This is a genomic window from Nonomuraea turkmeniaca, from assembly GCF_005889735.1.
Lineage (GTDB): Bacteria > Actinomycetota > Actinomycetes > Streptosporangiales > Streptosporangiaceae > Nonomuraea > Nonomuraea turkmeniaca.
Genome location: NZ_VCKY01000476.1, coordinates 1 through 2,740 on the forward strand (window position 1 = coordinate 1; position 2,740 = coordinate 2,740).

At 71.5% G+C, this 2,740-nt stretch carries 3 protein-coding genes and 1 pseudogene; 3 read left to right on the forward strand and 1 reads right to left on the reverse strand.

All coding sequences use genetic code 11. The annotated features are described in order from the left end of the window. Positions 1-376 precede the first annotated feature (376 nt). Positions 377-532, forward strand: a pseudogene (locus tag ETD86_RS58880) (histidine kinase); the annotation flags it as partial. 44 nt (positions 533-576) lie between these two features. Here the strand turns inward: ETD86_RS58880 and ETD86_RS53745 are convergent. Continuing rightward, on the reverse strand, positions 577-1,512 hold the full coding sequence (locus tag ETD86_RS53745; protein ID WP_138674295.1) for an NmrA family NAD(P)-binding protein: 936 nt from the start codon (positions 1,510-1,512) through the stop codon (positions 577-579). A gap of 74 nt (positions 1,513-1,586) precedes the next feature. On the opposite strand from ETD86_RS53745, the gene ETD86_RS53750 reads away from it, so the two are divergent. Together ETD86_RS53750 and ETD86_RS53755 are read left to right on the forward strand one after the other, a co-directional pair. Continuing rightward, on the forward strand, positions 1,587-2,525 hold the full coding sequence (locus ETD86_RS53750) for an AraC family transcriptional regulator (protein WP_138674296.1): 939 nt from the start codon (positions 1,587-1,589) through the stop codon (positions 2,523-2,525). Continuing rightward, the coding region (locus ETD86_RS53755) for an HAD domain-containing protein (RefSeq protein ID WP_246149529.1) at positions 2,526-2,740 on the forward strand (215 nt) is incomplete at its 3' end. It abuts the gene before it with no gap.

Below are 2,740 nucleotides of genomic sequence, written 5' to 3' on the forward strand. Positions count from 1 at the left end.
GTTCGCGAGCTGCTGGCTGATGATCATGTGGCGGCTGTTCAGCGGCCGGGGCGGCAGCTCTCGGCCGTGGGCTCTGGCCGGGCTGCTCGGCACGACACTGGCGTTGGTCCCCGTCCTCGGCCGGCCGTGGGCCTACGTCGCCTTCGTGTTCGTCGTCAGTGGTCTCGGCGCCTCGCTGCGGCCGGCCGTGTTCGCCGGCGCGGTGGCGGTGACGGCGATCACTGACGTGATCGTCCTGTGGCTGCTGGGTGCGCCGTTCGACGGGGTCTGGTGGGTGCCGCTCGTCATCGTGGTGCAGGCGGTGGTGGTGCAGAGCTTGAAGCAGATGGGGGTGCTGGTCGCGCGGCTGGAGGCGGCCCGCGCCGAAGTGGCCCAGATGGCCGTCGAGAACGAGCGACTGCGTTTCGCCCGGGATCTTCATGACATTCTCGGACACACACTTACATCGATCACCATCAGGAGCCAGCTCGCCGCTCGGCTGGCCCGCACCGAACCGGATCGCGCCGCCCGTGAGATGACCGACGTGGAGCACGCCGCCCGCCAGGCCCTCGACGAGGTGCGGCACGCCGTGACCGGCTACCGCGCCCCGGCGTTGTCGGAGGAGCTCGACAAGGCCGCGCGCAGTCTGCGGTCCGCCGGGATCGAGCTGGAGGTCTCACCGGCCGGCGGGCCCATTCCCGCCGCCACCGAGATCCTGCTGGCCTGGGCCGCCCAGACCTTGGCGTTGGCCTTGGCGAAGTCGGCGAAGTCGCGGGCCGGGCGGCCGAGCGCCTGCCGTACGCCGTCGGCCACGCTCGCGTTGCGGCCGTCGAGGATCCCGGTGAACATCTGGGAGAGGCCCTCCGCCTCCTGGCGTGGCAGGCCGTGTGCGACGACCGTGTCCACGTACGCCTGGGGCGTCACCCGGACGAACGAGATCTGCCTGCCGGTGGCCCGGGACAGCTCCTCGGCCACCTGCGCGAACGTCAGCAGCCTCGGCCCCGTCATCTCGTACAGTTTGCCGGCGTGGCCGTCCTGGCTGAGCGCGGCGGCGGCCACGTCGGCGATGTCGTCGACGTCCACGAAGGGCTCGGGCACGTCGGCGACGGGCAGCGCGATGACGCCCTCGCGTACCGCGTCCAGGAGGAAATCCTCGCTGAAGTTCTGCATGAACCAGCTGCAGCGGACGATCGTCCACTGCGCGCCGGACTCCTGCACGGTGCGCTCGCTGGCCTGCGCCTCCGGCTCGCCCCGGCCCGAGAGCAGGACAATCCGCCGGGCGCCGCTGTGCACGGCGAGCTCGGTGAACGCCTTGACGGTGTCGTACGCGCCGGGGAAGGCCAGGTCCGGGTAGTAGGCGAGGTAGACGGCCGAGACGCCGTCGAGCGCGGCCGGCCACGTCGAGCGGTCGGCCCAGTCGAAGGGCGGTGCGGAGGAGCGGGAGCCGATCCGTACGGGCAGGCCGAGAGCGGTGAGCCGGTCGGCCACGCGGCGGCCGGTCTTGCCCGTGCCGCTGGTTACCAAAGTCGTCATGCTTCTAGTAAGCCGCCATACGCGGCAGACTCTCCATGGTTGAGAAGCGCAATCCCATATGCGATCGTCTGCCCATGGACCAGCTCGCGGCGTTGCTCGACGGCCCACGTGCCCGTGGCGCCTTCCTGCTTCGCGTGATCCTCGATTCGCCCTGGTCGCTGCGGATCCAGGACGAGGCGCCGCTGGCGATCACCGCCGTGGTGCGTGGCGAGGCGTGGGTGGTGCCCGACGCGGGCGAGCCCGTACGCGTGCGGCCGGGCCAGGTCGTGATCAACCGGGGGCCGGAGCCGTACACGATCGCCGATCACCCCGGCGCCGAGCCGCAGATCATCATCCATCCCGGCGGACACTGCAGGACGCTCGACGGCCAGTCGCTCTACCAGGCCATGGACCTGGGCGTGCGGACCTGGGGCAACAACCCCGACGGCGACACCGTCATGCTCACCGGCGCGTACACCATGGAAGGCGAGGTCAGCAGGCGGCTGCTCGAGGCGCTGCCGTCGATGATCGTCCAGCCGGGCGGCCCGATCATCTCGCTGCTCGGCGCCGAGATCGTCAAGGACGAGCCCGGGCAGGACGCGGTCCTGGACCGGCTGCTCGACCTGCTGCTCATCGCGGTGCTGCGGTCGTGGTTCGCCACCCACGAGGCGCCCGCCTGGTACCGCGCCATGGGCGACCCGGTGGTCGGCAAGGCCATGCGGATGTTGCACAACAACCCCGCCCACCCGTGGACGGTCGCCGCCCTGGCCGCCGAGGTCGGCGTCTCCCGGGCGTCGCTGGCCCGGCGCTTCACCGAGCTGGTCGGCGAGCCGCCGATGTCCTTCCTCACCGACTGGCGCCTCGCCCTGGCCGCCGACCTGCTGCGCGAGCCCGACGCCACGATCGGGTCCGTCGCCAGGAAGGTCGGGTACGGCAGCCCGTTCGCGCTCAGCGCGGCCTTCAAGCGCGTACGGGGGGTCAGCCCGCAGGAGTACCGTGAGCGGGATGCGACGACGTCCGGCCGGAGCGGTTGAGTGAAGCCTCTCCTGCTGCTCGACGTGGACGGGGTGCTCAACCCCATGGGCCGGCCCACCCCCGACTTCCGCCGCTACCGCTGCACGATCGACGGCGAGCTCTACACCGTCCACCTCAACCCGAGGCACGGCCGCCGCCTCCTCGACCTGGCGCTGGCCACCGGGGCGGAGCTCGTCTGGGCCACCACCTGGGAGCATCACGCCAACGACTGGAT

Bases quoted from the DNA above. Each gene is read 5' to 3' on its own strand.
- ETD86_RS53750 (WP_138674296.1), top strand. From the start codon at position 1,587: ATGGACCAGCTCGCGGCGTTGCTCGACGGCCCACGTGCCCGTGGCGCC.
- ETD86_RS53745 (WP_138674295.1), bottom strand. From the start codon at position 1,512: ATGACGACTTTGGTAACCAGCGGCACGGGCAAGACCGGCCGCCGCGTG.